Annotated in this window: 23 protein-coding genes, 1 tRNA gene and 1 pseudogene; 12 read left to right on the forward strand and 13 right to left on the reverse strand. The window is 65.0% G+C overall.

Going from position 1 to position 24,166, the window contains the following annotated elements:
• Positions 1-141: pseudogene (locus tag ACKODO_RS05960) on the forward strand (IS5/IS1182 family transposase); the annotation flags it as partial.
• A 204-nt stretch (positions 142-345) separates the two neighbouring features.
• Here ACKODO_RS05960 and ACKODO_RS05965 read toward each other — a convergent pair.
• The 3 genes from ACKODO_RS05965 to ACKODO_RS05975 form a co-directional block, all read right to left on the reverse strand.
• Positions 346-422 (reverse strand) — tRNA-Arg (locus ACKODO_RS05965).
• A 200-nt stretch (positions 423-622) separates the two neighbouring features.
• Positions 623-2,110 (reverse strand): sensor histidine kinase, encoded by a 1,488-nt coding sequence (locus ACKODO_RS05970; protein WP_408982534.1) that lies wholly within the window; start codon positions 2,108-2,110, stop codon positions 623-625.
• Positions 2,107-3,354, reverse strand: a complete 1,248-nt coding sequence (locus ACKODO_RS05975; RefSeq protein WP_408982535.1) for an NAD-binding protein — start codon at positions 3,352-3,354, stop codon at positions 2,107-2,109. The genes ACKODO_RS05970 and ACKODO_RS05975 overlap by 4 nt, the downstream gene beginning before the upstream one ends.
• Positions 3,355-3,631: 277 nt before the next feature.
• Between ACKODO_RS05975 and rpmH the strand changes: the two genes are divergently transcribed.
• The 6 genes from rpmH (at position 3,632) to argB (ending at position 8,219) form a co-directional block, all read left to right on the forward strand.
• Complete coding sequence (gene rpmH, locus ACKODO_RS05980) at positions 3,632-3,766, forward strand: 50S ribosomal protein L34 (protein ID WP_408982536.1); 135 nt, start codon at positions 3,632-3,634, stop codon at positions 3,764-3,766.
• A gap of 70 nt (positions 3,767-3,836) precedes the next feature.
• A complete protein-coding gene (gene rnpA, locus ACKODO_RS05985; RefSeq protein ID WP_408982537.1) occupies positions 3,837-4,220 on the forward strand; it encodes a ribonuclease P protein component in 384 nt (127 codons plus the stop codon).
• 147 nt (positions 4,221-4,367) lie between these two features.
• Complete coding sequence (gene yidC, locus ACKODO_RS05990) at positions 4,368-6,188, forward strand: membrane protein insertase YidC (RefSeq protein ID WP_408982538.1); 1,821 nt, start codon at positions 4,368-4,370, stop codon at positions 6,186-6,188.
• 34 nt (positions 6,189-6,222) lie between these two features.
• Entirely contained in the window at positions 6,223-6,888 is a 666-nt protein-coding gene (yihA, locus tag ACKODO_RS05995; protein WP_408982539.1) for a ribosome biogenesis GTP-binding protein YihA/YsxC, read from the forward strand.
• On the forward strand, positions 6,879-7,253 hold the full coding sequence (locus tag ACKODO_RS06000; RefSeq protein ID WP_408982540.1) for a DUF423 domain-containing protein: 375 nt from the start codon (positions 6,879-6,881) through the stop codon (positions 7,251-7,253). Before yihA ends, ACKODO_RS06000 begins: the two co-directional genes overlap by 10 nt.
• A gap of 72 nt (positions 7,254-7,325) precedes the next feature.
• Positions 7,326-8,219 carry an acetylglutamate kinase gene (gene argB / locus ACKODO_RS06005; RefSeq protein ID WP_408982541.1) on the forward strand — a complete coding sequence of 298 codons (894 nt, stop codon included), beginning with the start codon at positions 7,326-7,328 and terminating at the stop codon, positions 8,217-8,219.
• On the opposite strand, the gene truA is transcribed toward argB, so the two are convergent.
• From truA to def, 3 genes are read right to left on the reverse strand one after another with little or no spacing between them, the layout of a single operon-like run.
• On the reverse strand, positions 8,220-8,963 hold the full coding sequence (truA, locus tag ACKODO_RS06010) for a tRNA pseudouridine(38-40) synthase TruA (RefSeq protein WP_408982542.1): 744 nt from the start codon (positions 8,961-8,963) through the stop codon (positions 8,220-8,222).
• The gene (fmt, locus tag ACKODO_RS06015) at positions 8,963-9,883 is read right to left on the reverse strand and encodes a methionyl-tRNA formyltransferase (RefSeq protein ID WP_408982543.1); all 921 of its coding nucleotides are present in this window, start codon (positions 9,881-9,883) and stop codon (positions 8,963-8,965) included. Before fmt ends, truA begins: the two co-directional genes overlap by 1 nt.
• Positions 9,880-10,398: a peptide deformylase gene (gene def, locus ACKODO_RS06020; RefSeq protein WP_408982544.1), complete on the reverse strand. Its 519-nt coding sequence runs from the start codon at positions 10,396-10,398 to the stop codon at positions 9,880-9,882. The genes fmt and def overlap by 4 nt, the downstream gene beginning before the upstream one ends.
• Positions 10,399-10,510: 112 nt before the next feature.
• Here def and ACKODO_RS06025 point away from each other — a divergent pair, with 112 nt between their 5' ends.
• On the forward strand, positions 10,511-11,683 hold the full coding sequence (locus ACKODO_RS06025) for a DNA recombination protein RmuC (protein WP_408982545.1): 1,173 nt from the start codon (positions 10,511-10,513) through the stop codon (positions 11,681-11,683).
• Here the strand turns inward: ACKODO_RS06025 and dapE are convergent, their stop codons facing one another.
• The 5 genes from dapE to ACKODO_RS06050 all read right to left on the reverse strand — a co-directional run bounded on the left by dapE (position 11,684) and on the right by ACKODO_RS06050 (position 16,938).
• Positions 11,684-12,847: a succinyl-diaminopimelate desuccinylase gene (dapE, locus tag ACKODO_RS06030; RefSeq protein WP_408982546.1), complete on the reverse strand. Its 1,164-nt coding sequence runs from the start codon at positions 12,845-12,847 to the stop codon at positions 11,684-11,686. It abuts the gene before it with no gap.
• Positions 12,848-12,853: 6 nt separating this feature from the next.
• Entirely contained in the window at positions 12,854-13,600 is a 747-nt protein-coding gene (locus ACKODO_RS06035; protein ID WP_408982547.1) for a peptidase, read from the reverse strand.
• 61 nt (positions 13,601-13,661) lie between these two features.
• Complete coding sequence (locus ACKODO_RS06040; protein WP_408982548.1) at positions 13,662-14,486, reverse strand: transglutaminase domain-containing protein; 825 nt, start codon at positions 14,484-14,486, stop codon at positions 13,662-13,664.
• 46 nt (positions 14,487-14,532) lie between these two features.
• Positions 14,533-15,474: an alpha-E domain-containing protein gene (locus ACKODO_RS06045; RefSeq protein ID WP_408982549.1), complete on the reverse strand. Its 942-nt coding sequence runs from the start codon at positions 15,472-15,474 to the stop codon at positions 14,533-14,535.
• Positions 15,475-15,501: 27 nt separating this feature from the next.
• Positions 15,502-16,938 (reverse strand): circularly permuted type 2 ATP-grasp protein, encoded by a 1,437-nt coding sequence (locus ACKODO_RS06050; RefSeq protein ID WP_408982550.1) that lies wholly within the window; start codon positions 16,936-16,938, stop codon positions 15,502-15,504.
• Positions 16,939-17,254: 316 nt separating this feature from the next.
• On the opposite strand from ACKODO_RS06050, the gene ACKODO_RS06055 reads away from it, so the two are divergent.
• Genes ACKODO_RS06055 through prmB form a run of 3 tightly spaced genes read left to right on the forward strand, consistent with a single transcriptional unit; the run spans position 17,255 to position 19,800 of the window.
• Positions 17,255-18,451, forward strand: a complete 1,197-nt coding sequence (locus ACKODO_RS06055) for an acyl-CoA dehydrogenase (protein ID WP_408982551.1) — start codon at positions 17,255-17,257, stop codon at positions 18,449-18,451.
• Between the two features lie 3 nt (positions 18,452-18,454).
• A complete protein-coding gene (locus ACKODO_RS06060; RefSeq protein WP_408982552.1) occupies positions 18,455-18,880 on the forward strand; it encodes a hypothetical protein in 426 nt (141 codons plus the stop codon).
• The gene (gene prmB / locus ACKODO_RS06065; protein ID WP_408982553.1) at positions 18,877-19,800 is read left to right on the forward strand and encodes a 50S ribosomal protein L3 N(5)-glutamine methyltransferase; all 924 of its coding nucleotides are present in this window, start codon (positions 18,877-18,879) and stop codon (positions 19,798-19,800) included. Before ACKODO_RS06060 ends, prmB begins: the two co-directional genes overlap by 4 nt.
• Positions 19,801-19,803: 3 nt before the next feature.
• On the opposite strand, the gene ACKODO_RS06070 is transcribed toward prmB, so the two are convergent.
• Entirely contained in the window at positions 19,804-22,647 is a 2,844-nt protein-coding gene (locus ACKODO_RS06070; protein WP_408982554.1) for an ATP-binding protein, read from the reverse strand.
• 229 nt (positions 22,648-22,876) lie between these two features.
• Between ACKODO_RS06070 and ACKODO_RS06075 the strand changes: the two genes are divergently transcribed.
• A complete protein-coding gene (locus ACKODO_RS06075; RefSeq protein WP_408982555.1) occupies positions 22,877-23,971 on the forward strand; it encodes a hybrid sensor histidine kinase/response regulator in 1,095 nt (364 codons plus the stop codon).
• A 78-nt stretch (positions 23,972-24,049) separates the two neighbouring features.
• On the opposite strand, the gene ACKODO_RS06080 is transcribed toward ACKODO_RS06075, so the two are convergent.
• Complete coding sequence (locus ACKODO_RS06080) at positions 24,050-24,166, reverse strand: FCSD flavin-binding domain-containing protein (RefSeq protein ID WP_408982556.1); 117 nt, start codon at positions 24,164-24,166, stop codon at positions 24,050-24,052.

The following is a 24,166-nucleotide window of genomic DNA, read 5'->3' on the forward strand; positions in this document are numbered from 1 at the left end:
CATGACGTCGAACTCATGCTCGATCGCGAGCGCCAAGGGCGCGAGGCGAGCCCCACCGCGGCCGTGATCGACAGCCAGTCCGTGAAGTCTCCGTCAGCGGAAACAAGGGGTTACGACGCCGGAAAGAGGGTGGTGGGCCGCTTCCCGGTCGGAACTGCGATCGAGGCGGCAGGCAATGGTGTCGCGGCTGTGCGCGTGCGGCTCGATGGGGTTTCGACGGTGGCGGCGTGATGCCGCCGACGGCCGCCCGCGACCGGAAAATGCGACCTATACGCGACCAGTCGCAATTCGGCGGTTTCGCCGCAGTTGGGCGATCTGGTAAGTTGTTGATCCATTGAAGAAAAATGGCGCGCCCGAAAGGATTCGAACCTCTGACCCCCAGATTCGTAGTCTGGTGCTCTATCCAGCTGAGCTACGGGCGCGCGAGCGATGTCGAAGCATCGCGGAAGGCGGCTTGATAGCGGCATCGTTTCGAAAGGGCAAGCATCTTTCGCGGGCTTCGTGATGTGCCTTTCGATGAAATTCTGGCTCGGCTGGAGGATGCATGAAATTCAATTCCGGCCAGTAAAGCCTTGTCCGCCTTCTGGAAATCCCATGCCCCGCGATGCCGCCTCGACCGGCGTCAGCCCCACCTGCCTTCGCGCGAGATGCGCGACCCCGTGCCATCGGCTGCGGGAAGGCTGATCCGGAAATGCGCGCCTTGCCCGGCCGGGGTTTCCATCAAAATCATGTCTCCACCCATGCCGCGCAGCAATTCCAGCGCGATGGTGAGGCCGAGACCGGTGCTTCCGCGCTGCCCGCCGCCGCTGAAGGCCTGGAACAGCGTCTCACGGATGCGTGGCGGGATGCCCGGCCCTGAATCGCGCAGATCGAGCGAGACCAGCCCTTCCTCGACATGGGCGGCGACCCGGATGACCTTTGGCCGGTCGGCCGGAAGGCTTTCCAGGGCCGATCGCGCATTGCGCAAGAGGTTGGTCAGCACCCGATGCAGGTGATCCGGATCGGCGCTGACCCGCAGGTTCGAAGGAATATCCACCTGCAGGGCGGGGTCGCTCTCCGGGCCCAGGGCCAGTTGCTCGGCCACATCGTTCACCAGCATCAGCAGCGCCACCGGTGCCAGCCTAGGCGTCTGCTCCTGCGCCTTTCCATAGGCGAGGGTCGCCTGGCAGAAGGCGATGGCGCGATCGAGCGTTTCCAGCATCTTGGGCACGAAGCGCTGCACATTGGGGTCGGATGTCGCGGCGAGGCGATCCGCCATGAGCTGGGCCGAGGCGAGCATGTTCCGAAGGTCGTGATTGATCTTCGCCACGGCAAGGCCGAGATTCGCGAGGTGCTCGCGCTGGCGCAGCTGCTGGCGCAGGCTTTCCTGCATATCGGCGATCGAACGCTCGAGATCGCCCAGTTCATCGGCGCGTTGGCTGGGTTTCAGCAGCGTGAGCGCATTTTCCGGCTGATCGCGGAAGCGGGCCAGGGCGCCCGCCAGTGCCTTGACCGGGCGCACGATCTGCATGTTCAACACGAGGTAGAGCAGGGCGGCCACCACGCCGCAGATGACCAGCGAGACCTGCAGGATCGACCATGAGAACGAGAGCATCGCCGTCCGCAATTGCCGCTCGTTGATGATCAGTTCCACGAAATCACCGCCGCCCGGTGCCGGGCCCACCACGCGCATGGTGCGGCTGGAGCCGAAGAGCAGGATATCGAAGGCGCTCATGATCTCGTCGAAGGGGTGCCGCTGGCGCAGGTCGATCTCCACCTCCACCGGTGACGGCATCGCCGCTACCGCGAGCAAACGGCGGGATTGTTCGATGCGGAGCGCGATCATCGTCGCATCCATGCCCCTGAGCAGGTCGTCGATCAGGTCGCGGGGAAGCGAATCGGGCGGCGCGCGTTCCAGGACCAACGCGGCGGCGCGGCCCTGCGCGAGGCGGTCGTTCAGCCAGCTGTTGCGGTAGCTGGCGATCGAGGGGACATAGATCAGCACCTCGGCGATCAGCACGAAGAGCACGGAAAGCAGCATCAATCGCCCGGAAAGGCCCGGGCGCAACAGGCCGATCGGCGCGGAAGGCCGGATCGGCGCCTGTCCGTTGGGCCGCCCGGGCCCGCTCATCCGAAAAACCGGAAGAGGCGGAAGGCCCGCTGGATCCCCGGTGAACGCAGAAGGCCGCGCGCCGGGCTGGCGGCGGCCAGGCGAATGCCATCGCTGGCCGATCCGGCAGGGAAGGGCAGGCGCGCGATCTCGGTCAGGGTCAGGCCCTGGCCGAGGGCCAAGGCGAGGATCGGCAGGCGTTCGGCCGAGCCGGGGCCGTAAAGGCTTGCTCCAAGCAGCCGACCCTTGCGGTCGCCCAGAAGCTTCACGAAGCCTCCGGAGAGATCGGAGGGGTCCGCATCCGCGAAGGCCGCGCGGGCAATCTGCACGGTTCCGCGGTCCAGCACCTCGCGCTCCGTCAGGCCGGTTTCGGCGAGCCCGCCTTCACCCCCCAGCAGCCGCAACCGGGGCTGCGGCCCGAATTTGCCGGATCGCCGGAAAAACATGCGGCCAATGAGATGCGCCACCGCGCTCGCGTCAGCAGGCTGATCCGGCTCGGCGGCGCGACCGAGCGCAAGGACGCGCGAATTCGTGGTCTCGAAGCCGTTCCGCAACACCAAACGGCCATCACGGAGCCGGATATCGGCCTTGTCGAGTTCGAAGCGATCAAGCGCTGGAAGCGGCGATCCGATCTCCCAAACGGGGAGATCGGCCGGCCCTGCTGGGGGCATGGCGGAAAGGCGCGCGAGGCCCTGCCGCTCGAGGCGGTCGAGCAGAAGCCGCACGCCATCCGGGTCGAAATCCAGTGCGACGGGGCTCTCGCTAACCAGGGTTACTTGCGCGCCAAGCCGCATGAGGAGGCCGGCGAGATCGAGCGCCTCCGCCGAGGCACCCCGCAGGATCAGCCGGCGGGGCGCCTCGCCATGCTCGAACAGCGCCCGGAGCGCTTCCAGCGGTAAAGTGGCCTGGCGACCCGAAGCCAGCAGAACCCGGCGCGGTTCGAATGTCGCCTCGTCGATCATAACCCGCCTGCGATCCAGGAAACGGGCTGTCCCGATCGCCACCTCGATGCGCGCTGCGCGCAGGCGCTCGGTGCTTCTTTGGCGGCGAATATCCTCAAGGGTCGCCAGCCGCCGGGCCTCGAATGCGACGGGATCGCCCGCGCTCACCAGTCGCGCCAGCATCTCGCCATCGCGGATCGCCTGGGTCACGGCTGTCTCTTCCGTGCGTGCAACCACGACCTTTCCGCCCAAAGTGGCAATGGCGAGCCCGATCTCGAGGGCCTGTCGGTCCAGTCCGAGGATGAGAAGGTCGGGTTTTTCCACCGCAGGAGGCCTCCGATTGATCAGCCCTGCCATGGGTTTGGGTCGATGCGCAAGGCCACAGCATGCCGAACGTTCCCTTGAGGCATCAAGGCGGAGATGGGAAGGCATTTGGGGATTGACAATTGAGCCCGCCTGCCGTTTAAGCCGGTATCAATTGCCGCGTTGGGTGGCAGGCCGCGCCTTTCGAGGCGCGTTTTTGTTCGAAGGGCACCCCTGGTGTTGCGAACAGCCGGCTACCCTGCGGAAGAAACGCAACTTTTTTTGCAGGATGACGCCCATGAAGCGCACCTATCAGCCGAGCAAGCTCGTTCGCAAGCGCCGCCACGGCTTTCGCGCCCGCATGGCGACCGTGGGTGGCCGCAAGGTTATCGCGAACCGCCGTCGCCAGGGCCGCAAGAAGCTCTCGGCCTGAGCACATTCGGATCCGGCCCTGCCCGTCGCCAGTGGCGGACATTGTGAAATCCCGAAATGGGGGCGGGGCCTTGGGCCATCCGCCCCCGTTTCGTTTGGTCACCCTGCGTCAGCGTCCGGAATTCCTGGCCGCCGCAGCCGGCCGGCGCGCGCATGGGCCGGGCTTCACGCTCCAGCACCGGAAGCCGGAGGGCGAGCTGCCACTTCGATTCGGCTTCACGGTGACGAAGAAGACGGGCAATGCCCCGGAGCGCAACCGCATCCGTCGCCGCCTGCGCGAGGCCATCCGGCGTGCGGGGGCGGATTTCGTTGGTATTGGCGGCGATTTCGTGATCATTGGCCGTCGCGAGGCCCTCACGGTGCCCTTCGATAGCCTTGTGGAGGGGCTTGCCGAAGCCATTCTCCGCCTGGCGAAGGGGGGCGGCCAGCCGCCGCGCCCGAATGCGGCGCCATAATCGGAAGAAGCACGATCGGCCTGCTTGGCATTTTCGGGCTTCCAGCTTAGAAGGCCTGCGCAATTCGAGCTTTGGCACCTGGTCTCCTCCCGCCGGGAGCGAGGGGCCGGATGCCTTTCCCCTGCGGGGCGACACGGAACAGGATCGATGAAATCCGACGACAACAGGAACCTGCTCCTGGCGATCACGCTGTCGGTGATCGTCATGGTCGGCTGGAACTACTTCTTCGGCATGCCGAAACTGGAGCAGCAGCGCCAGCAACAGGTGCAGGGCCAGACCGCAACCGGGCAGCCCGGCTCTGCGGTGCTCCAGCCCCCTGGATCGGGTGCAGCGAACACCGCAGGGACACCTGCCGGGCCGGGCTCCACGGTCGCGGCCGGGGCGAAGCTGCCGCGTGCGCAGGCGCTCGCGCTGTCCCCGCGCGTGAGGATCGAATCGCCGAACCTCTCGGGTTCGATCGCGTTGATCGGTGGCCGGATCGACGATCTCAGCCTCGTGCGTTACCGCGAGACGGTCGAGATCGGCAGCCCGAACATCGTGCTCTTCGCTCCGCAAGGCGCGCAGGATGCCTATTTCGCCGATTTCGGCTGGCTGCCTGCCGCCGGCCAGAATGTGGCCGTGCCGGGGCCGGACACGCGCTGGCAGGCCAATGCCGAGATTCTCCGGCCCGGCGGCACCGTGACGCTGACTTATGATAACGGCCAAGGCCTCGTCTTCACCCGCGTGATCGGGATGGACGACAAGTTCCTCTTCACCGTGACGGACAGCGTAAAGAATACGGGTGGCAATCCGATAGCGCTCTCCTCCTACGGCCGCATCTCGCGCCATGGCACGCCGACCGTGCTCGGCTTCTTCATTCTGCATGAGGGCCTGATCGGCTTTCTCGACGAAAAGCTTCAGGAAATGTCCTTCGCGGATGCCGTGAAGACCAAGAGCAAGACCTTCACAACCAACAACAAGGGCGGCTGGCTCGGCATCACCGAGAAATACTGGGCTTCCGCGCTCATCCCTCCGCATGACAAGCCGTTCTCCGCCGCCTTCGGTGCGAGCGGGGCGGCGACGAGCCCGGTTTACGAGACCGCGGCCATCAACGAGGCAACGACGATTGCGCCGGGCGCGGAACTCACCGCCACGATGCGCCTCTTCGCCGGTGCCAAGGAAGTGAACGTCATCGATGGTTACCAGGAGGCACTGAAGGCGCAGAGCTTCGACAGGCTCGTCGATTGGGGCTGGTTCTACTTCATCACCAAGCCGCTCTTCAGATTGATGGATTGGGTGTTCCACCTCGTGGGGAATTTCGGCGTGACGATCCTGATCGTCACCGTGCTGATCAAGCTCGCGCTCTTCCCTCTCGCGAACAAATCCTACGAGAGCATGGCGCGCATGAAGCATGTGCAGCCGGAAATGCTCGCCATCCGCGACCGCTATGCCGACGACAAGATGAAGCAGCAGCAGGCGATGATGGAGCTCTACAAGAAGGAGAAGATCAACCCGCTGGCGGGCTGTCTGCCGGTGCTGGTGCAGATCCCCATCTTCTTCGCGCTCTACAAGGTGCTGTTCGTCACCATCGAAATGCGCCACGCGCCATTCTTCGGCTGGATCAGGGATCTGGCGGCGCCCGACCCGACCTCGATCTTCAACCTGTTCGGCCTCCTGCCGTTCAACCCCGGCGCGGTGCCGGTGTTCGGGCCATTCCTGATGCTCGGCGTCTGGCCCATCATCATGGGCATCACGATGTGGGTGCAGATGAAGATGAACCCGGAGCCGACGGACCCCATCCAGAAGGCGGTCTTCGCCTGGATGCCGTTGCTCTTCACCTTCATGCTGGCCTCGTTCCCGGCCGGTCTCGTGATCTACTGGGCCTGGAACAACACCCTTTCGGTGCTCCAGCAATATGCGATCATGAAGAAGCTCGGCACCAAGGTGGAGCTGTGGGACAACCTGAAATCCACCTTCAGGCGGGGGTAACTCCCCCGCTCCGGAGCTTCGCGGAGAGCCAGCGATGACCGACGCGAAGCCCGATTACACAGAAGCCGGGAGGCGCCTCTTTGCCCGCGAGCCCGAATTCTACTGGGCGGCGGCAAAGAGCACCGATCTCCCCCCTCCGCGCGGGCTGGAAATCGCCTTTGCCGGCCGCTCCAATGTTGGAAAGTCGTCGCTCATCAATGCTTTGACGGGAAGAAACTCGCTGGCGCGCACGTCGCACACGCCGGGGCGCACGCAGCAGCTCAACTTCTTCGATGTCTCGGGCGCCTTCTCCTTCATCGACATGCCGGGCTATGGCTTCGCGGCCGTGGGCAAGGAGAAGGTCTCCGCCTGGACCGGGATGATCCACGATTACCTCCGGGGCCGTGTGGAGCTTGCGCGCGTGCTGCTGCTGATCGATGCCCGTCACGGGCTGAAACCCACGGATGACCCGGTTCTCGAGACCCTTCGTACAGCCGCGGTGCCGTTTCAGGTGATCCTCACCAAGGCGGATGAACTCACCGCGAAGCAGGCGGAAGCCGTGACCGCCGCGATCTCGGCGAAGATCGCGCGACACCCCGCCGCGCATCCCGATGTGATCCTCACCTCCGCCAAGACCGGGCAGGGGATTCCCGAACTGCGCGCGGCCATCGCCTTCCTCTTGGCCGAGCGCGGCGCCTTGCCGGATTGGGTATGGAAGTGATCGCGCGGCTTGCGATGGTCGCCGGTGCTGTGGCCGGCGCTCTGGGCGTCGCCGCCTCGGCCCGTGCGAGCCATGGCGGGGGCGAAACCCTGACGATTGCCGCGCAATTCCTGCTGTTTCATGCGCCGGTTCTGCTCGCTTTGGCGGCGCTGATCCGCGCGAGCCTCGTGGGCTCGCGAGCCGGGGCGCTGGTGCTGGTGCTGTTCGCTCTGGGCCTCGCGCTGTTCTCGGGCGATCTCGCGATGCGGGCGCTGGCCGGCCAGCCGCTCTTCCGCATGGCCGCCCCCCTTGGCGGCAGCACGCTGATCCTCGCCTGGCTGGCACTCGCCGTGAGCGCCTTCACGGGCGAGAACCGCTTCGGGTGATTGCGCTTGGAGATTGAGCTTCCTGCGCTTTCCGCTAAGACGACGGACGCTTTTTGCCGCGAAGGGCCCGCCATGACGAAAACGCTTCCCGACGTTCATACCCGCGCCGAGGTGATTGCCGAGGCGCTGCCCTTCATGCAGCGCTACGATCAGGAAGTCGTGGTCATCAAGTATGGCGGCCATGCCATGGGCAACAAGGCGGCGGCGGAGGATTTCGCCGAGGATGTCGTGCTGCTCGAACTCCAGGGCGTGAAGCCCATCGTGGTGCATGGCGGCGGGCCACAGATCGGCAAGATGCTCGACAAGCTCGGCATCAGAAGCGAGTTTCAGGGCGGCTTGCGCGTCACCGATGCCGCGACGGTGGAGATTGTCGAGATGGTACTCGCCGGCTCCATCAACAAGCAGATCGTCGGCTGGCTCTCGGCAGAAGGCGGCAAGGCCATTGGCCTGTGCGGCAAGGACGGCAACATGGTGATGGCGCGGAAACTCTCCCGCACCGTTCGCGACCCCGATTCCAACATCGAGCGCGAGGTGGATCTCGGCTTCGTGGGCGATCCGCACAAGGTGGATCGCTCGGTGCTCGATGCCGTGCTGAAGGCGGAACTCATCCCCGTTCTCGCCCCCGTCGCCATCGGCGAGGATGGGCAGACCTACAATGTCAATGCCGACACCTTCGCCGGGGCCATCGCTGGCGCGATGAAGGCGAAGCGCCTGCTGCTCCTCACCGATGTTCCAGGCGTTCTCGACAAGGACAAGAACCTGATCCCGCAGTTGACCGTGGACCAGTGCCGCGAGCTGATCGCCGACGGCACCGTTTCAGGCGGCATGATCCCCAAGATCGAGACTTGCATCTACGCCATCGAGCAGGGCGTGGAGGGCGTGGTGATCCTCGATGGCAAGGTGCCGCATGCCGTGCTGCTGGAACTGCTCACCGAGCATGGCGCGGGCACGCTGATTACGCCATGATCAGTAATCGACGCGCGTGAAATAGAGCCCACAGGCGGGCGCGACCGGCCCGCATCGGGCGCGATCCTTCGCGTCGAGTGCCGCGCGCATGCGGCTCACGGGCCAGATGCCGCGCCCCACCTGCACCAGCGATCCCACCATGGAGCGCACCTGATTGTGCAGGAACGAGCGGGCGCTCGCTTCGATATGCACCTCCTCGCCCGCACGGAACACGCGAAATTCTTCCAGCGTGCGGATCGGGCTTTTCGCCTGGCAGGCGGAAGCGCGGAAGGTCGTGAAATCATGCTGCCCGAGGATGGACTGCGCGGCCTCGTGCATCGCCTCGATATCGAGCGGCTTGATGATGTGCCAGACGCGGTTTCTGTCGAGCGCGGAAGGGGCGGGGCGGTTCAAGAGCCGGTAGCGGTAATGCCGCCGGCGCGCCCAGAGGCGGCAATCGAAGCGCTCCTCGGTCGCCTCGGCCAAGAGCACGCTCACGGCCTCCCCGGCGATTTTCAGATGCGCGTTGAGCGCATCGCGGAGCGTGCGGTCGGTCCAGGGTTTCGCAAGGTCCACATGGCTCACCTGCCCCAGGGCATGCACGCCGGCATCGGTGCGTCCCGCACATTTGAGGCGCGGCGCATCAGGCTCGATGGCCCAGAGCGCGCGCTCCAGCGCATCCTGCACGCCGCGCCCCTCCGCCTGGCTCTGCCAGCCCTGATAGGGCGTGCCGTCATATTCGATGACGAGCTTGAAGCGGCGCATCAGCCGACCTTGGAACCGACCGGCAAGCCGTTGCCGCGCGCGAAATCCGCAGCACTCATAACGCCCTTGCCGGCGGGCTGCACCTCGAGAAGGCGAATGGCGCCCGTGCCGCAGGCGATGACGTTCTCGGCAATCACCATGCCGGGATTGCCCGAGCCCTCGCCGGGCGTCGCGCGCAGGACCTTCACGCGACGGCCTTCCACCTCGAAGAAAGCGCCCGGCGCGGGCGAGAGGCCGCGAATGTGGTTGTGCACTTCCGTTGCCGGCTTCGAGAAATCGATCCGGCACTCCTCCTTGGTGATCTTCGCGGCGTAGGTCACGCCCTCGGATGCCTGCGGCGTGAAGCCGAGCGAGCCGCGCGCAAGCGCTGCCAGCGCGCGCACCATCAGATCCGCGCCCACCACCATCATCCGGTCATGCAGCTGACCGGCGGTCATCTCCGGGGAAATCGCGATGCGTTCGGCCATGCCGATCGCGCCGGTATCGAGCCCTTCCTCCATCTGCATCACCATCACGGCGGTTTCCGTGTCGCCGGCCATGATGGCGCGCTGGATGGGTGCCGCACCCCTCCAGCGGGGCAGGGCGGAGCCATGGAGATTGAGGCAGCCCAGTGGCACCGCTTCCAGCACCGGCACGGGGAGGATCAGCCCATAGGCCACGACGATCGCCGCATCCGCGCCGAAGCTTGCGAATTCGGCTTGCGCCTCCGCGTTGCGCAGGGATTTCGGCGTGAACACGGGAAGACGGAAGCGCTCCGCCGCCTGATGCACCGGCGATTTCACGAGATCGAGCCCCCGCCGCCCGCCAGGCGCCGGCGCGCGGGTATAGACCGCGACCACCTCATGGCCCTGCCCCAGGATTTCCGTCAGCGTGGGCACTGCGAAAGCTGGCGTGCCCATGAAGATCAGGCGCAGGCTCACGCCTCGTCCTTCCGCTTGGCGGCCTTGGCAAATTTCCTGATCACACGGTCGCGCTTCAGCTTCGAGAGGTAATCGATGAAAAGCACGCCGTTGAGATGGTCAAGTTCGTGCTGGATGCAGGTCGCGAGAATACCATCCGCCTCGATCTCGCGCTCGTTGAAATCGATGTCGCGGTATTTGAGCCGGATCTTCGCAGGGCGCTGCACCTCCTCGTAATGTTCGGGGATGGAAAGACAGCCTTCCTCGTAACTGCTCAACTCGTCCGATTTCCAGGTGATCTCCGGGTTGATCACGACCATGGGCTCGCGCGTGTCGTCGCGCTTGGAAACATCGAGCGTGAAGAGGCGCTTTGGTTCGCCGATCTGGATGGCCGCCAGCCCGATGCCCGGCGCGCCATACATCGTCTCGAACATATCATCGACAAACCGGCGCAGATCCTTGTCCATGCCCGCTATGGGCGCGGAGATCTGGCGCAGGCGCGCATCGGGAAGGATGACAAGTTTGCGAATGCTCATGGCGTGGCTTCGGCGCGAAAACTGGAATTGCCGGAGCCATAACGAACCCGGCGAACGGGGTCAATTCGTTCCAATTTTGTTCCCGCTTTCGAATCGTGCTAGCGTCACCTTCATGAATGATGTCGTGCTGATCATCGGTGGGCTTTCCATCACGGTTGCGGAGACCATCGCTGCGGCGGGCATGCTCGCGGGGCTTCTGCTCCTCGGCCTGCTGATGATCGCGCTGCGCGCGCGCCGCGAACAGGCCCAGGCGCAGGCCGCCGCTGCCGAGCGCCAGCGCGAGCTCGACGACAAGCTCGAGGCCATGACCCGGCTTCATGCCGAGATGACCGGCCGGATGCAGACCATGGCGGAAGTGTTCGGCTCGCGGCAGGCGGAACTCACGCGCGCCATCGGCGACCGCTTCGATTCCCTGCGCGGCACCGTGCATTCCACGCTTTCGGAAAATGCCGAACGTGCTGCCGAGCATCTGGGCAAGCTCAACGAGCGCCTCGCCGTCATCGACGCCGCGCAGGCGAACCTCCAGGGGCTCGCCAGCGAGATGCTGAGCCTGAAGGATGTGCTCTCGAACAAGCAGGCGCGCGGCGCCTATGGGCAGGGTCGCATGGAGGCGATCATCCGCGACGCCTTGCCCGCGCGCGCCTTCGAGTTTCAGGCCACGCTTCCGAATCGCGCCCGGCCCGATTGCATCATCCGCCTGCCAGGGGATGATCGCCCACTGGTGGTCGATGCGAAATTCCCGCTTGAAGGATTCGCGGCCCTTCGCGAGGCGCAGAGCGAGGAGGCGCGCGCGGCTTCGTTAAAGCGTGTGCGCAATGACCTTCAGGTGCATATCAGGGACATCTCCGAGAAATACCTCTTGCCGGGGCAGACCCAGGATCTCGCGCTGATGTTCGTGCCCTCCGAGGCGCTCTACGCCGATCTCTCCGAGCAGTTCGAGGATCTCGTGCAGAAGGCGCATCGCGCGCGCGTGCTCATCGTTTCGCCGTCGCTCCTGCTGATGGCGGTGCAGGTGGCGCAGGCCATCGTGCGCGATGCGGCGATCCGAGATCAGGCGCGGATGATCCAGCTTGAGGTTGGCAAGCTGCTCAACGATGTGCGCCGCATCGGCGAGCGAGCGGGCAAGCTCGACACCCATTTCCGCCAGACGCAGGAGGACGTCGCCGGGCTCGTCACCTCCACCGAGAAGGTGCTGAAGCGCGGCGAGCGAATCGAGGCGCTGGAATTCGAGCAGAAGCCGGCCGAACTCCCGATCGAGGCCGTGCCCCTTCGCCGCCCGGCCTGATCAGAGCCTGAAGAAGCGCTCGATCGCCCGACGATAGATCGCCGTCAGCGTGTCGATATCCGAGATGGCCACGCGCTCATCGACCTTGTGCATGGTCTGGCCGACGACACCGAATTCGATCACCGGGCAATAGTTCCGGATGAACCGTGCATCCGAGGTGCCACCGGTAGTGGAGAGCTCCGGTTTCCGCCCCGTCACGGATTGCACCGCCTCGGACACCAGTTCCACGAACGGCCCGGGGGGGGTGAGGAAGGCCTCCGCATTGCTGGGGTGGAGCACGAGGCGGTAGTCCGGAACGTCGTTCACGCCTGCGAGGCGACGTTTCAGTTCCTCGCCGAGGGTCACGCTTGTCCAGAGATCATTGAAGCGAATATTGCCTTCCACGCGCGCCGCGCCGGGAATGACATTGCGGGCCTTGTTGCCCACCTCGATGGTCGTGAATTCGAGATTGCTCGGCAGGAAGTGCGGCGTGCCAAGGTCGAGAGGGGTCGCCTTCAGCGCCGCCATCAAGCGCATCAACCCGTCGATCGGGTTCTTTGCGAGATGCTGGTAGGCGACATGGCCCTGCACGCCCTCGACCTCGATATCGAAGGAGAGCGAGCCGCGCCGGCCGATCTTCATCATGTCTCCCATGGCTTGGGGGTTTGTCGGCTCACCAAGAATGCAGCCGTCGAAACGCTCGCCACGCGCCGTCGCCCATTCCAGCAGCTTCACCGTGCCGTTCAAGGCAGGGCCTTCCTCGTCGCCGGTGATCAGAAAGACCACCGAGCCGGGGATCTTTCCGCCCGCATCGAGATGATCGAGCACGGCGGCGATTGCAGCCGCCACGCCCGCCTTCATGTCGCAGGCCCCGCGGCCCCAGAGCACGCCATCCTCGATCGCGCCTTCGAAAGGTGCGCGCGACCAGGCCGAAACATCGCCGGTGGGCACCACATCTGTATGGCCCGCGAACACCAGAACCGGGCCTTCCGTGCCGAGACGCGCATGGAGGTTCTCGACATCCGCTGTACCTGCTTCCGAGAAAACCGGTCGATGCACATCAAAGCCGTAGGGCTTCAGCACCGCCTCGATCAGCGCCAATGCGCCGCCTTCCTCCGGCGTGACGGAGGCGCAACGCACGAGATCGCGCGTGAGCGCGGCAGCGCGGGACAAATCGGCGAACATGGCGTTTCAGCTCTTCTTCTGGCCGTAGGGTGGCGGCGGAATGTCGTTATGCGCCTTGCGGAGGGCGGCGGACCAGCGCTCGCGCAGATCGTGGAAATAAGGCTCGCCCGCCTCGATGCGATGCTCGACCTCGGGGTCGATCGCGTCGCGCCGCATCACCAGGATATCGATGGGCAGGCCGACGCCGAGGTTGGAACGCATGGTCGAATCCATGGAGATCAGGCCCAGTTTCAGCGCGTCGTAGATGTCGGTGTTGAAGGTCACCGCGCGGTCGAGAATGGGCTTGCCGTATTTGTGCTCGCCGATCTGCAGATAGGGCGTGTCGGTCGTCGCCTCGATGAAATTGCCGGCCTTGTAGAGCATGAAGAGGCGCAGGCTGCGGCCCCTGATCTGCCCGCCGAGCAGCATCGAGACCTCCAGCGAGGCGCCGTGCTGCTCGATGGCATTGCCATCGGTGCGATAGACGTGGCGGATGACCTCGCCCACGAATTGCGCAGCCTGGAACATGCTGTCCTGATCGACCAGCCGCTCGACGCGCCCCTCCTCGCGCTCCAGCCCCTCGCGCAGGATGGAGATGACGCTCTGCGTGAAGCCGAGATTGCCGGCGGTGGCCAAAACGAAGGTTTTCTCGCCCGGAACGCGGAAGACATGCAGCTTGCGGAAGGTCGCTATGTTGTCGAGGCCCGCATTGGTGCGCGTATCGGCGATCATGAGAAGGCCGTCGCGATTGATGATGCCGACGCAATAGGTCATTGCAGTATCTTCGTATCCCTGTCCGAGGAGGGCCACGTTATAGCGGCAGCCCTCGCGATTTCTACTGTTCCTTGATCTCGCGTCCCACATGCAGCGAGACCAGCACGGAAAGGCTTTCGCCCTGACCGCCAAGGCGCGAGCCTCGAATGGGCGCGGCCTCGAGATAATCCCGGCCGGTGGCGAGGCGAATGTAGCGCTCATCCGCGCAAAGCCCGTGGGCGGGATCGAACCCCACCCAGCCGATGCCGGCAATATGCGCCTCCGCCCAGGCATGGCCGGCCTGCTGCTGGTCGGTATCCGTGCGCAGGAAATAGCCGGAGACATAGCGGGCGGGGATTCCCATCTGCCGGGCGGCAGCGAGAAAGACCTGTGCGAAATCCTGGCAGACGCCGCTTCTGTGCTGGAAAACCTCCTCGGCCCGCGTGGCGGTGTCCGTCGCGCCGGGCAGGAAGGTGAAACTCTCGAAGATGGTGGTGTTGAGGCGGTGGAGAAAGGCAAAGGGGTCGCCCCCGTCCTGCGCGGAGAGGTCGGAAGCGAATTCACGCAGGCCCTCGCCGGCGGCGGTCAGCGGCGTTTCGCTGGTCCAGTAACTGAGGGGAAAGCGCTCGAGGCTGCCGCGCACCACGCCAGCGCTGGCACCGGTGTCGATCTCGCCATCGACGAGGATGCGCATGCGCTCGATCGGGCCATCGATCGAGAAGATATGCGTGATGTTGCCATAGGCGTCCTCGTCGCGTTCGAGCCGGCAGTCCGCGTCGATCTCCACACGCCAGCGCCGCACGAACTGCGTCGCATGGTTGCGGGGCGTGAGCCGAAGAACCTGAATCGCGCCACGCGCGGGCTCGGCGTAATCGTAATTCGTCTCGTGTCTCAGTCTGAGGCGCATCGAAAAATCCGTTCGCGGCCGGCCCTCGCGGGGAGGAACACTGGGTCTATTGCAGATATTGCTCGGAAATCGCCATCCCCAGTCGATTGTTCTGCGCGAGGAATCCGATCAGGAATTCATGCAGTCCCTGCTGGAAGAGGCTGGCGGTATCGACATTGCCCAATTCCGCGAAGGTCGAGCGGGCGAGGCGCTGGCTCGGTCCCTGACGACCATAGCGCTCGGCGAGCAGATCCAGCACATCGTTGAGGTTCTTGTAGGTCGAGATCAGCGAACGCGGCTGTTCCGGCCTGAGAATCAGGAAGTCCGCCACCAGCCAGGGCCGGATGCTCTCGCGATAGATCAGGTGATAGGAATTCAGCGCCGAGAGCGCGCGCAGCAGCGACGACCACTGGAAATAGTCGAGGCCGCCGCCCACGGGTTCGGGCTCCGGCAGCACGACATGGTATTTGACATCGAGCAGGCGCGCGGTGTTTTCGGCGCGCTCGACATACATGCCGAGGCGCTGGAACCAGTAATGGTCCGTGCGCAGCATCGTGCGGTAGGCCGTGCCGTCGAAGCGCAGCGACACCTCCTTCACGAAGGCCAGAAATCGCGTGAGCTCCTGGCCGCTCATCTGGTTCAGGTTCACCTTCTGCAGGTGGTTCCAGGCCTCGTTGAGGATTTCCCACACCTCGGTGGTGATCGCCGTGCGCACGGCCCGCGCATTGTGCCGCGCGATCTCGATGCAGCGGCGGATGGAGGTGGGGTTGGTCTCCCCGGCAATGATGAAGGCGGTGACGTTCTTCTCGTTCGCGACCGGATAGGCCGCATGGAAGGCCTCTCTGCAGGCGGCGGTGTCGATCGCGCTTTCCCACTCGTTCGAGGTGCCGGCATAGGCCGAGGGGAGGGTGGCGAGGCGCAGCGCGACATCGAGGATGCGCGCGAGGCTTTCGGCGCGCTCCACATAACGAGAGAGCCAGAAGAGGTTGTCGGCGGTGCGGGCGAGCATGGCGAAGTCCTTCGCGTTCCGTCGGGATCAGGCGTTGCCGGCCGGGCCGGCATCCACGATCCACGTATCCTTCGTGCCGCCACCCTGGCTCGAATTGACGACAAGAGAGCCCTTTTTCAGCGCCACGCGCGTGAGCCCGCCCGGCACGATGCGGATCTTGTCCGCGCCGGACAGCACGAAGGGCCGGAGATCCACATGGCGCGGCGCGAGGCCCTCCTCCACGAAGCAGGGGACCGTGGAAAGCGCGAGAGTGGGCTGGGCGATGTAGTTATCCGGGTTCGCCTTCACCTTCCGGGCAAAGGCCTCGCGCTGGTCCCTGGTCGCATGCGGGCCGACGAGCATGCCGTAGCCGCCCGAGCCATTCACCTCCTTCACCACGAGTTCGCCAATATGCGCGAGCACATGGCCGAGGACCGCGGGCTCGCGACAGCGCCAGGTCTCGACATTGGCAAGCATCGCATCCTTGCCGGTGAAGAAGCGGACGATCTCCGGCATGTAGGAATAGACGGCCTTGTCATCCGCCACACCCGTGCCCACTGCATTCGTAATGGTCACATTGCGCGCCTTGTAGGCGGAGAGCAGCCCCGGCACACCCAAAGCGCTATCTGGACGGAAGGCGAGGGGATCGAGAAATTCGTCATCCACGCGACGATAGATCACGTCCACGCGCTTGGGCCCTTCTGTCGTGCGCATGTAGACGACATTGCCGCGCACGAAGAGATCGCCCCCCTCCACCAGTTCCACGCCCATGCGGTCAGCCAGGAAGGAATGCTCGTAATAGGCGGAATTGTAGGGACCGGGGGTGAGCACCACGACCGTGGGCTCCCCCGGCGCGGTATGCGGCGCCACAGAACGGAGGGTGGCGAGAAGCTCCTCCGGATATTGATCCACCGGCCTGATCTTGGTGCGGCCCAGCAATTCGGGGAAGAGCCGCATCATCGCCTCGCGGTTTTCCAGCATGTAGGAAACGCCGGAAGGCGTGCGGGCATTATCCTCCAGCACATGGAACTGGTCCGGCCCCGTGCGGACGATATCGATCCCGCAGATATGGCAGTAAACATCTTTGGCAGGGCGGATTCGCGTCATTTCCGGGCGGAAAGCCGGGTTCTGCAGAACCAGCTCCTCCGGAATGATGCCGGCCTTCACCGCCTCGCGCGGCCCATAGCAATCCGCGATGAAGGCGTTGATCGCGGTAACCCGCTGCTCCAGCCCCTTCGAGAGGCTCGTCCATTCGCCGGAGGTGATGACGCGCGGCAGGATATCGAAGGGGATGATGCGCTCGGCACCCTGCTCGTCGCCATAGACCGCGAAGGTGATGCCGATACGCCGGAAGAAGGCCTCCGCCTCGGCGCGGCGGCTCGCGATCAGATCACGCGGGGCCTGCTCGAACCATTCCGCGATTTCGCGGAAAACGGGGCGAATGCCATCACCGGAACCGCGCATCTCGTCGAAAATCTCAGGCATCCGCCACGTCCTCCCCAACGTCCTCCCCAACGCCACCTGATCGGTGAGGGGCCGGGTTCCACGCCTGGTCTTCTCCCTCTGCCCCTTGCCGGAAGGGCCTCCCTTCCTCGTTAGCAAGGTCGAGGCCATCCTGCCTTGAAGGCAACCTGGCCTTTCCTCCCCATCATGAGGCCTTGCGAGGCAAAGGCAATCCGTCTCGCTGCCGGTTTTGCAACCCGCGCGCGGCAACTCGGCGCTTCCTTGCTGGCCAGTGCTTGGCTAGAAGTGAGGCATGCGCGCGCCAGACGCGCCAACCATTCCGGCCTCGAGGTCCATCATGTCGTCCCCTTCCTCTCTCGCAGCCTTTGACTGGGCCGATCCTTTCCGCCTCGACGACCAGCTCACCGAAGATGAGCGCATGATCCGCGATTCCGCGCGCGATTTCGCGCAAAGCGCATTGCTGCCGCGCGTGACGGAGGCCTATCTCTCCGAGACGACCGACCCCGCGCTCTTCAGTGAGATGGGCAAGTTCGGCCTGCTGGGCGTCACGCTGCCGGAGAAATATGGCTGTGCGGCTGCGGGCTATGTCGCCTATGGCCTTGTTGCCCGCGAGGTCGAGCGGATCGATTCGGGCTATCGCTCGATGATGAGCGTGCAATCCTCCCTCGTGATGTACCCGATCTACGCCTATGGCTCGGAAGAGCAGCGCATGAAGTATCTGCCGAAGCTCGCGACCGGCGAGTTCATCGGCTGCTTCGGCCTCACCGAGCCCGATGCCGGCTCCGATCCTGCCGGCATGAAGACCCGCGCCGAGAAGACCGCAAACGGCTATCGGCTGACCGGCTCCAAGATGTGGATTTCCAACAGCCCGATCGCCGATGTCTTTGTCGTCTGGGCGAAGAGCGCAGCGCATGACAACGCGATCCGCGGCTTCATCCTCGAAAAGGGCATGAAGGGCCTTTCCGCGCCGAAGATCGGCGGCAAGCTCTCCTTGCGCGCCTCCATCACCGGCGAGATTGTCATGGATGGCGTGGAAGTGGGCGAGGATGCGCTGCTTCCGAATGTTGCCGGCCTCAAGGGGCCGTTCGGCTGCCTCAACCGCGCCCGTTATGGCATTTCCTGGGGCGTGATGGGCGCGGCGGAGGATTGCTTCCACCGCGCGCGGCAATATGGTCTCGACCGTCACCAGTTCAATAAGCCGCTGGCGCAGACCCAGCTCTTCCAGAAGAAGCTCGCGGACATGATGACCGAGATCACGCTCGGGCTTCAGGGCTCGTTGCGTGTGGGGCGGCTGATGGATGAGGGGTGTTTCGCTCCCGAGATGATCTCGATCGTCAAGCGCAACAATTGCGGCAAGGCGCTCGATATCGCCCGCGCCGCGCGCGACATGCATGGCGGCAACGGCATCCAGGCCGAATACCACGTGATGCGCCATGCCCAGAACTTGGAGACCGTGAACACCTATGAGGGCACGCATGATGTGCATGCGCTGATCCTGGGACGCGCGATCACGGGCCTTCAGGCTTTCTTCTGATCCATGGAACGCGGCGAGATCAGCTTCGCGCGGGTGCTCGCGCTGGGCACTGGCTATTTCGGACTGGTCTTCGCCGCGGGCTTCGCTCTGGGCGCCCTGCGCGTGGGGCTGCTCCAGCCCCATCTGGGCCCGGATGCGAGCCGGCTGCTCGAACTGCCCTTCATGGTGGCCATCAGCTTCGGCGCGGCGCTGCTCATCATGCGACGCGCCGGAGCGGCAGGGCGAATGGATGCCCTGACCATCGGGTTCCTTGCCTTCATCCTGCTGCTGCTGGCGGAGATGCTGATCGGAAGCTGGCTCTTCCAGCTGCCCTATTCCGCCCTCCTCACCGATGCGATGACGCCGATCGGCTTCCTGAACCTTCTCGCCCAATCCCTGCTGATCGTTTTCCCGGTGCTCGTTGCCGGAAAGGAGCGCATCCGCGCATGACCAAGCCCGATCCTCGCACCGAGCTCGCCGAACTCGCCACCTTGCGTGATTGCCTGCGCTATGCGGTCAGCGCCTTCCGGCAGGCGAACCTGCACCACGGCCATGGCGCGACCAACGCGCTGGATGAAGCGGCCTTCCTCATCCTCGAAAGCCTGCATCTGCCGGTGGATGATTTCAACGCCTTCGCCGATGCTCGCCTCACGGCCCGCGAGAAGGCGATGCTCGGCGATCGCATCGCCACGCGCATCGAGAAGCGCATCCCCGCCGCCTATATCACGGGCCGCACCTATCTCCATGGTTTCTCGTTCCGCTGCGATCCGCGCGCGATCATCCCCCGCTCCTTCCTGGCGGATCTCCTGTTCTCGCCACTCTTCGATGGCTCGGATGGTTCGGGCCTGATCGATGATCCGAATGAGATCACCTCCGTGCTCGATCTGTGCACGGGCGGCGGAAGCCTCGCGATCCTCGCGGCGCATGCCTTCCCGAATGCGCAAGTGCATGCGGTCGATCTCTCGGCCGATGCGCTTGATCTGGCGGCCGAGAATGTCGCGGATTACGGCCTCAAGCATCGCGTCACGCTGCACAAGGGCGATCTTTTCGCGCCCGTGAAGGGCATGCGGTTCGACCTCATCCTTTCAAACCCGCCCTATGTCGATCAGGCGACGATCGCGATGATGCCGGAAGAATTCCGCCACGAGCCGGCGATGGCGCTTGATGGTGGCCCTGATGGGTTCGATCTCGTGCGGCGCATCCTCCGCGAGGCGGGAGAGCAGCTCCATGCCGGGGGCGGCATGCTCTGCGAGATCGGTCTTGATCGCGAAGTGCTCGATGTCGAATTCCCGCATCTCGCCTTCACCTGGCTCGATACGGAGGAGAGCGCGGGCGAGGTGTTCTGGCTGCCGGCCAGTGCCCTGCGCTGAGGCTCAGGCCGCGCTTGCTGCGTCCTCGGTCGTGAACTCGTTCTCGGCCTGAAGCCGCGCGATGGCGGCGTAGGCCTCGTCGAGATGGCTGGCCGTGAGTTCGCGCAGGCCGGGATAGAGCCTCGCCTGATCCTGCCGGCCAGCCTTTTCCAGTTCGCCCGCGAAGCCTGCCACGCGCACCGCGCCCAGCGAGAGTGACATCGATTTCAGCGCATGGGCCGCGCGTGCCACCCGGGGTGCGTCACCGGCCGCAATCGCCGCGTCGATCTCCGCGAGGGCCGGTGGCCCGTTCTCGAGATAGAGGCGATAGATGCGGGCGACTGCCGCGCCGCCGCCACCCTTCACCATGCCGAGAAGCTGGCCGGTGGTGGTGGGGTCCAGCACGGGAACATCCTCTTCCGCCTGTGTGGCGAGCGCAGGCGAGGGCGGTTTCGGGGCCGGCGCAGACGAGGCAGGCGTGGCAGCGTCGGGAGGCGAAACCTGCGGCGCGGGGGCGACAAGGAGGCGCTCATGCCGCGCGGCGGAAGAGGTGGCATCGCCAGCCGCGATGCGGCGGTCGGCATGCGGGGTGCGCCCCAAGAGGTGCGTCTCCAGCATGCGCCCCATGGCGGCGAGCGTGAAGGGCTTGTGCAGCACCCCGTCCATGCCGGAAGTTTTCCAGGCATCGGCGTGGCTGCCAACAACATGCGCCGTGAGCGCGATGATCGGCAGGGCCGGTTGCCCGGTTTTCTTTTCCCAGGCACGGATGGCGCGCGTGCTCTCGAACCCGTCCATCTCCGGCATGGAGCCGTCCATGAACACGAGATCGTAGCGCTTGGCCTGCACGGCCTGAAGGGCCTGCCGGCCATCGGCCACGGTGTCGCAAGCGAGGTCGAAGCGGCGCAGGGTCTCGATGATGACCTCGCGGTTGACCGGGTTGTCATCCGCAACCAGCACGAGATGGCGCGGGAATTTCGGCAGGTCATGCTCGGCCTGGGCATCGGCGCGGGCGCGCTGGGCCGGGCTCACGCCGCTCAGCACGTCGCTCACGGTCTGGAAAAGGTCGCGCCGCGCGATCGGCCTCACGAGGCCGGCCATCGCCTTGCCTTCGCCAATGAGGCGATCCGTTTCGGAATCGCCGAAATGTCCCAACGCGATGGTGGGGGCCCGTCGCATCAGGCGCGCGGTCGCGGGATCGCTCAAGAGCACGGAATCGGCGATGATGAGACGGCGTTCGCCACCATCGCGGCCGAGGGTGGCGCTGATCGCATCGACCACCTCGAAGCCGAATTCCTCAAGGTAGCGGGCGAGATTGGCCTGTGTCGCCTGGCCGGAAACCGCGAGCAGAACCTTGCCGGAGCCGATGCGCCGGACCTGGCGCTCGCTGTCGAGCCGGTCGACGTGGATGATCGGCACGATGACATGGAAGACCGTGCCCACCCCGACTTCGCTCTCGATGGTGATCTGTCCTTTCATCGCCTCGACGAGGCGGCGGCAAATGGCAAGGCCGAGGCCTGTGCCGCCGAATTTGCGCGTGGTGGTCTGGTCCGCCTGCGAGAAGGCATCGAAGACCGTGGCGAGCTTGTCCCTGGCAATGCCGATGCCGGTATCGCGCACCGAGAAGCGCAGGTTGCCGGGGTTTTCCGGGTCGCGATCGACGGTGAGGTTCACCGAGCCGGATTCGGTGAATTTCAGCGCGTTGTTGACGAGGTTCGACAGCACCTGGTTGAGGCGCGTCGGGTCGGTCCCGATGCGGCCCGGCACGGTGGGCGCAAGATAGGTCGAGAGGTCGAGGCCCTTCGAACGGGCTTTTTCCTCGAAGAGCTGTGCCACCGTCTCGACGATGTCCTCCACCGTCACCGGAATGGTCTCAAGCTCGATCTTGCCGGCCTCGATCTTCGAGAAATCGAGGATGTCATTGATGATCGCGAGCAGCGAGCCGCCGGAGCGCGCGATCACATCCGCGAAGCGCTTCTGCTTCGGTTGCAGGTCGGATGCCGCCAGCAATTCCGCCATCACGAGGATGCCGTTCATCGGCGTGCGGATTTCGTGGCTCATGGTCGCGAGGAATTCGCTCTTGGCGGCATTGGCGGCGTCGGCGGCCTCCTTCGCGAGGCGATAATCGCGGGTGCGCTCCTCGACCTCCACCTCCAGCGCGGCGCGATGGCGGGCGAGCTCGTCGTCACGGGTGCGGATTTCGTCGAGCATCGCGTTGAAGCCGGTCGCGATGCGCGCCAGCTCGTCGCGGCCGCTCTCGGGCAGGCGCTGGGAGTAATCGTGCCGCTTCTGCACCTGCCCCATGCCGTCCACGATCGCATTGATCCGCCGCACGATGGAACGTTGCAACAGGTAAACCAGCATGAAACCGATCAGGATGGCTGCCAAGCCTGCCAGGGCGGCGTCCTGCATCATGCCCAAGGCATTGGTCCACAGGCTGGATGTATCGGCCAGGAGGATCAACCGGCCAACCTCTTCCCCCGAGGAGATGATCGGCACGCTGACCGACATCGTGTCGCGCATCAGCAGGGTCAGCGCGGCAAAGGGACCGGGTGCCGGCGCCTCGCGCACGAGTTGGATGTTGAGGCCCAGTTCGGCGAGTGTGCTGCCGTCGATACGCTGGATTCCGGAATAGTTGATGCCCGGAATCCGCGCCATCGCGCGCAGGACCCGCAAGGCTTCGCCGCGATTGCTGTTTGTGACCGCCTCTGCGGCGGCGGAAGCGAAGACCTGCGCGGTTGCCTCGAGTTCCGTCTGCTTGGCCTGGGTGAATCGCAACACCTCGCGACGCACCGATGCGATGCTGACGATCAGCGTTGCCGAGGTGATCGCCAGCACAATCAACAGAAGGAGCCGGGCGCGGATCGTCACGGAAGCTCAGGACTTTCTATTGCGATACGGCCGCAGCGGAGACCGCGCATTGCGCTGATAGCGATCAAGATCGCTGAAAAGCCTGAGTGTCCGGTTAATGCCGTAACCGAGGGGAAAGGTTTGGCTCGTTAGACTTGGTTTGAAAGGCTCTCTCTTCATGATGCCCGTTCCCGACATCCTTCCCCGGGGCCCGGCGCAGCCCGCTGCAGCCGGAAACGGGAAGCTGCGGGTGCTGGTTGTCGACGACGATCCGATCTACCGCGAGACCTCGCGCATGTTCCTGATGATGCAGGGACGCGACGTGACCCTGGCGGAGAATGGGAATGCCGGCTTGCGCAAGCTCGCCGAGGGATGTTTCGACATCCTCATCGTGGATATGGAAATGCCGGACATGTCGGGGCTCGAGGTGATCGCGCATGTGCGCGCCCGCCCTGAGACGGCGGATCTGCCGATCATCATGGTGACCTCGCGCGATGATGCCATGGCGATCGACCGCGCCTATGAGCTCGGTGCCTCGTCCTTCGTGGTGAAGCCGGTCAACTGGACCCTTCTCGACCACTACCTGCGCTTCGTCTGCCGCGCGGCCCGCAACGAGACGCTGGCCCGGCAGGCGCAGAAGGAGGCCGAGTTGCTCGGCCGGACCAAGGACAATCTCATGAGCGTGCTGCGCCACGAGATGAAGACACCGCTCAATGCGATCATCGGCTTCACGCGGCTGGCCGCCGAAGCGCGCGAAAGTGGCGACCTCGTCGCCATGCGAGAGCATCTCGAGGCTGTGCAGGAATCTGGCAAGCGTTTGCTGCAGAGCTTCGCGGACATGGCGACCTATTCGGACATGCTCTCCGGGCGCATTGTTCCAGCCTTCGAGCCGATCGCGCCCGGCTGGCTTTTCGATGACATGCAGGAACTTCATGGCCCGGCGCTCGCCAAGGCGGGCATCCGTGTCGAGCGGCGCGAGGAGGAGGGCAATCTGCATTTCGAGGGCGACCAGACGCTGCTCGCTTCCGCGCTCTCCCGCCTGGTCCAGAATGTGCTGGAACACGCCAAGGGCGCGACCACGTTGCGCCTCATTTCGGCGCGGGAAGGCGAGGGGCTGAAGCTCACCGTCGAGGATGACGGCGAAGGCATTCCGCCCGAGGATATCGCGCGCTGCCTCGAACCCTTCGCGCAGGCCGATATGTCCCTCTCCCGCGCCCATCAGGGCCTCGGCATGGGGCTTCCCATCGCCGGCAGCATTGCCGCCCTGCATGGCGGCGAGCTGAAATCCGAGAGCATCCGGGGCGCGGGCCTGCGGGTTTCCCTGCGCCTGCCCATCGCGCGCTGAGCTGCTGCACGAAAACGCGCGCCAAAGAAAATCGCGCGCCAGCACGGCGCGCGCCCTGTTTCGCCCGGAACCGGATTCTCAGCCGAACATGTCCTCAATGATGCCGGCATACCAGCCCATGTTCTCGGCCTGCGTCTGCTTGCGCAATTCGGCCGTCTCGCCGGTCCTGGAGATGAAGGTGGAGGAGGCGGTGAT

The organism is Rhabdaerophilum sp. (genome assembly GCF_046092605.1).
In the GTDB taxonomy this organism is placed as follows: Bacteria; Pseudomonadota; Alphaproteobacteria; order Rhizobiales; family Beijerinckiaceae; genus Rhabdaerophilum.